Annotated in this window: 5 protein-coding genes; 3 read left to right on the forward strand and 2 right to left on the reverse strand. The window is 69.1% G+C overall.

Translation table 11 applies throughout. From position 1 onward, the window contains the following. Nucleotides 1-566: 566 nt before the first annotated feature. Nucleotides 567-1625 (reverse strand): NAD(P)H-dependent flavin oxidoreductase, encoded by a 1059-nt coding sequence (locus tag ABD156_RS40155; protein WP_344286276.1) that lies wholly within the window; start codon nt 1623-1625, stop codon nt 567-569. A 15-nt stretch (nt 1626-1640) separates the two neighbouring features. Beyond that, complete coding sequence (locus ABD156_RS40160; RefSeq protein ID WP_344286277.1) at nt 1641-2399, reverse strand: enoyl-CoA hydratase family protein; 759 nt, start codon at nt 2397-2399, stop codon at nt 1641-1643. A gap of 93 nt (nt 2400-2492) precedes the next feature. Between ABD156_RS40160 and ABD156_RS40165 the strand changes: the two genes are divergently transcribed. From ABD156_RS40165 to ABD156_RS40175, 3 genes are read left to right on the forward strand one after another with little or no spacing between them, the layout of a single operon-like run. Continuing rightward, nucleotides 2493-3401, forward strand: coding sequence for an SDR family oxidoreductase (locus ABD156_RS40165; RefSeq protein WP_344286278.1), 909 nt, complete (start codon nt 2493-2495; stop codon nt 3399-3401). Beyond that, nucleotides 3398-4183: a MaoC/PaaZ C-terminal domain-containing protein gene (locus ABD156_RS40170; protein WP_344286279.1), complete on the forward strand. Its 786-nt coding sequence runs from the start codon at nt 3398-3400 to the stop codon at nt 4181-4183. The genes ABD156_RS40165 and ABD156_RS40170 overlap by 4 nt, the downstream gene beginning before the upstream one ends. Before the next feature lie 11 nt (nt 4184-4194). Beyond that, nucleotides 4195-5097 (forward strand): NAD-dependent epimerase/dehydratase family protein, encoded by a 903-nt coding sequence (locus ABD156_RS40175; protein ID WP_344286280.1) that lies wholly within the window; start codon nt 4195-4197, stop codon nt 5095-5097. The last annotated feature ends 3 nt before the right edge of the window (nt 5098-5100 follow it).

The following is a 5100-nucleotide window of genomic DNA, read 5'->3' on the forward strand; positions in this document are numbered from 1 at the left end:
ACCCCGAAGCTTGAGTGTGACTACGGCGCGGGGGTGCTTGTCAAGGCGGGAAAGATGCCTTGACAAGCACCCCCGCGCCGTGTTTTTGGCTTCGTATCGGGGTGCGGGGGGTGTGGCTGCCTTGATTGGGTGCATCGGCTGCGGTTGGTGAGTGGTGGGGGTTAGCGCCCCAATGTGGCGTTGGGTGCATGTGGGGCACCGAATGCCGCGTTGGGTGCGTGGGATGCACCGAATGCCGCGTTGGGTGCGTGGGATGCACCGAATGCCACATTGGGTGCGTCCCACGCAACGAATGTGGCATTGGGGCGCATTGTGGCGGCGGGCGAGCGGGCGGGTGGGCTGTGAAGGGCTCCTTGAGGGAATCTAGGTCCGTGAAGGGGCCCTTCACGACCAACCGGCTGTCCGTGAGGGGAACCCTGAGGGACTCAGAGTCCCTCAGGGTTCCCCTCACGGACAGCCGATCCCGCCCAGGTCCGTAGACCTGGGCAAACCGCAGCCCCGGCGCCGCCTTAAGAAGCCACTGGCGTTGGACTCTGGGTCGTGAAGGGGACCCCACGAACCTGGGGTCAGTCCAGCAGGGCGGCGGTGGTCTTCAGGCGTTCTTGCGCGCTTTCCACAATTCGGGTCACCAGTTCCGCGCAGCTTGGCAGGTCTTCGATCACGCCGACTACCTGCCCGGCGGCCAGCATTCCGGCGCGGGTGTCGCCTTCCACCAGACCGGCTTTGAGCAGCATGGGGGTGTTCGCGGCCAGCATGGTTTGCGTCCAGGAGCGGTCGCTGCCGCGTTTCATGCGCAGGCCGTCGGCGATCAGTGACGGCCAGGATTGGCCGCTCAATCGCTTGAAGTCCGTTGTCCGGCGCAGGGTTCGGGCCATTCGTTGGACGAAGCCTTCCTTCGTGAGGCCCTCGATGAACGGTGTGCGCAGCAGGCGGTGCGGCATGCCGTCGGCCTTGGTGGTGACGACGGTGCCGTCCAGGCCGAAGCCTAGGTAAGTGCGTTTGATGTCGTCCGGAACCGCGCTGTCGCTGGTGAGCAAAAAGCGCGTGCCCATGCCGATGCCAGCGGCGCCATAGGACAGTGCGGCGGCTAGGCCGCGGCCGTCGAAGAAGCCGCCGGCGGCGACGACTGGGATGTCGACTGCGTCCAGTACGGAGGGCAGCAGCAGGGTCGTCGCGGTCGGGCCGGTGTGGCCGCCGCCTTCGCCGCCTTGCATCATGACCAGGTCCGCGCCCCACGAGGCGACCTTTTCGGCGTGCCGGGCGGCGCCTACGGTGGGCATGACGACCAGGCCGTGATCCTTCAGACGGGCGATCAGGTCTTTTTTCGGGGCCAGGGCGAAAGAGGCCACTTTGACGCCGTGCTGTATCAGCAGCTCGGCGCGTTCGGTGGCGTCGCCGGCGTCGGCGCGCAGGTTTACGCCGAAGGGGTTGTCCGTGCGCTGTTTGACTTCCTTGATGGCGTGGTCGAGCTCGTCGTAGGTCATCGTCGCGGAGGCGAGGATGCCCAGTGCGCCGGCGTTGGCGGTCGCGGACACCAGGCGCGGGCCGGCGACCCAGCCCATGCCGGTTTGCACGATCGGGTGGGTGACGCCGGTCAGCTCGGTGAGCGGGGTGCGGAGAGGCACGGGTCTCCTCGAGAGTCAGTCGTTCATCGGGCGGCCGGTGGCGACGAAGGCGTCGCGGTGTTCGTCGGCGGCTCCGATGAGGTTGAGTTCGAAGGTGTAGCCCTGTTCGTACCGGTAGCTGCGGTTGACGTCGATCGGGTCGATGCCGTTCAGCGCGGCTTTCGCGGCCCGGATGACGCGCGGGTCCTTCGCGGCGACCTCGGCGGCCAGGGCGAGCGCGGCGTCGTGCAGGTCGGCGGCGGGCACGGTTTCCAGCACCGAACCGTGCTGTACCAGGTCCTTCGCCGCGATGGTGCGGCTGGTGAAGTACAGCGTGCGCATCAGGTGCTGCGGGACCAGGCGGGCGAGGTGAGTGGCTGCGCCAAGGGCGCCGCGGTCTACCTCGGGGACGCCGAAGTACGCGTCGTCGGCGGCGATGATCGTGTCGCAGTTGCCGACCAGCCCGACGCCGCCGCCGAGGCAGAAGCCGTTCACCGCGGCGATGACTGGCACGGCGCATTCGTAGATCGCCTTGAATGCCAGGTAACAGCCGCGGTTCGCGCCGACCAGGGCGTCGAAACCGGTGGTGCGCTGCATTTCCTTGATGTCGACGCCGGCGTTGAAGCCGCGGCCCTCGGCGCGGAGCAGGACGACGTGCACCGCCGGGTCCTCGCCCGCCTCCCGCACGGTTTCGGCGAGGCGGAACCATCCGGCGACCGGCAGGGCGTTCACCGGCGGGTAGTCCATGGTGACCACGAAGGTGCCGTTGTCGTGGAGCTGCGTGGAAATCGTCACGTGCGTTCCTAACCTAGCGATTGCTTGGTAGCCTAACACTTGCTTGGTTTACGGGGAACCGCCTCGCCGGAACGGAAGACGAACGGAGAAGATGTGAGCGGGATCTTGGAGGGCCGGGTCGCGATCGTGACCGGGGCCGGCCGCGGACTCGGCCGCGAGCACGCGCTGGAACTCGCCCGCCAGGGCGCGCGCGTCGTCGTGAACGACCTCGGCACGTCGGGTGCGGGCGAGGGGGCGTCCGACGGCCCGGCCGGCGAGGTGGTCGAAGCGATCCGCGCGCTGGGCGGCGAAGCGGTGGCCAACGGCGCCGACGTCGCGAACTTCGCGGCGACGGAAGCGCTGGTGCGGCAGGCGGTCGACACGTTCGGCGGGCTGGACATCGTCGTGAACAACGCCGGCTTCGTGCGCGACCGGATGATCGTGACCACCAGCGAACAGGAGTGGGACGCGGTCGTCGCGGTGCACCTCAAGGGGCATTTCGCGCTGATGCACCACGCTGCGGGCTACTGGCGCGCGGAGGCGAAAGCCGGGCGTACGCGGGCGGCGCGGATCATCAACACCACGTCCGGCGCGGGTCTGCAGGGCAGCATCGGCCAGGGCAGCTACAGCGCCGCCAAGGCCGGGATCGCCGCGCTGACGCTGGTCGGAGCCGCTGAACTCGGCCGGTACGGCATCACGGTGAACGCGCTGGCCCCGGCCGCGCGCACCCGGATGACCGAGGGCCCGTTCGCGGCGCAGATGGCCGCGCCGGACGACGGGTTCGACGCGATGCACCCGGGCAATGTGTCGCCGATCGTCGCTTGGCTCGCCAGCGAGGACGCCGCGGACGTCACCGGCCGCGTGATCGAGGTCGAAGGCGGCCGGATCTGCCTGGAGAACGGCTGGAGCCACGGCCCGTCCCGCGAACTGGACCGGCGCTGGACCGCCGCCGAAGCCGGCCCGGCCGTGCGCGAGCTGCTGAAGGAAGCGCCCACGCCCGAACCGGTTTACGGAGCCCAGTGAACAGCCCCGCCGACTGGAAGGGCCGGGTCCTCGGCGAACGCACCGTCGCCTACCCCGACCGCGACCCGATCCTCTACGCGCTCGCCATCGGCGCCCGTCCGGACGAACTCGACCTGGTCTTCGAGGACCGGCTTCGGGTGCTGCCGCCTTTCGCGCTGACGCTCGCGCAATGGGCACCGGACGTCCTCGGCTCGGCCGGGGCGTTCGAGGTCGGCAACGCGGTGCATGGTTCGCAACGGCTGCAAGTCTTGAAACCGCTGCCGCCCGCGGGTGAGATCTCCATGCAGGCCCGCGTTCCGGAGGTCTGGGACAAAGGTAGCGCGGCGGTTTATGAGGTGGCCGTGGAATCGGACTACTTCGTCGCGACCTGGTCGTTGTTCTGCCCCGGCATCGGTGGTTTCGGCGGCGAGCGCGGCCCCGGTCGTCCGTCTGCTTTGGACAGTCCGGATTGGACCGCAGCATTGTCCACTGCGGACAACCAGGCCCTGCTGTACCGGTTGCTGGGGGACCGGCACCACATCCACGTCGACCCCGCGGCAGCAGCCGGGATCGGCCAGCCACGCCCGATCCTGCACGGCTTGGCGACCCTCGGCGCGGGCGCTCTGGTCGCTGCCCGCCAGGTCGGCGCACACCCGGCGGACCTGACCTCGCTGGAAGGCCGCTTCGCCGCGCCCGTGTTCCCGGGCGAGGACTTGCGGGTCGAGGGCTGGTCCGACGGCGGCCTGCGGATCACGTCGGAACGCGGCCCGGTCGTCGACGGCGGACGTGTCTACTTCGGATAGAGGAATTGCGCATGAAGGTCTTGGTCATCGGCGGCACCGGCATGATCGGCTCGAACACCGCCGCCTACTTGAGCGGCCGCGGCCACGCCGTGACGGTCGCCGGACGACACGAACCCGACGCCGATTCTCTCGTGGCGGGTCTGCCGGTCCTGCTGGGCGACTACGCCCACGACGGGTTCGACGAGGCCGCGCTGGCCCCCTTCGAGGCGATCGTTTTCGCGGCCGGACAAGACATCCGGCACGTATCGGGCTGGGGCGACGAGGAATTCTGGCGGACGTACCAAATCGACGGCGTGACCGCGATCGCGTCGCGAGCGAAACGGGCGGGTGTCGGCCGTTTCGTCCAGATCGGCAGCTATTACCACCAGGTCCGGCCGGATCTCGCGGAAACAAACCCGTACGTCGACGCCCGCCGCCTGGCCGACGAAGGAGCGCGCGCCCTCGCCGGGGACGGGTTCGCGGTGTGCACGCTGAACCCGCCGTCGATCGTCGGAATGGCCCCCGGCCGGTCGACGCGGCAGTTCGCGAAAATGCTGGCCTGGGCTGATGGGGAGTTGGTCGGGAAGGTACCGGACTTCGCGCCGGCGGGCGGCACGAACTACCTGTCCGTGCGGAGTCTGGCCGAGGCCGTCGAAGGCACCCTTTTGCGCGGGGAATCCGGCGCGGCGTACCTGGTCGGGGACGAAAACCTCAGCTTCCGGGACTACTTCCAGCTGGTTTTCGACGTGTCCGGTTCCGGCCGGACGCTCGAAGAACGCGACGAGGAACACCCGTTCCTGCCGGACCGAGTGCTGGTCCCTGGCCGGGGCGCGACGATCTCGTACGAGCCGGACGTCCGGGAGACGGAGTTGCTCGGGTATCGCCGCCGGGATGTGCGGCCGATGCTGGAGGAGATGGCTGCGGCGGTGCGGTGAGTC

The sequence above is a fragment of the Amycolatopsis albidoflavus genome, assembly GCF_039525725.1.
In the GTDB taxonomy this organism is placed as follows: Bacteria; Actinomycetota; Actinomycetes; order Mycobacteriales; family Pseudonocardiaceae; genus Amycolatopsis; species Amycolatopsis albidoflava.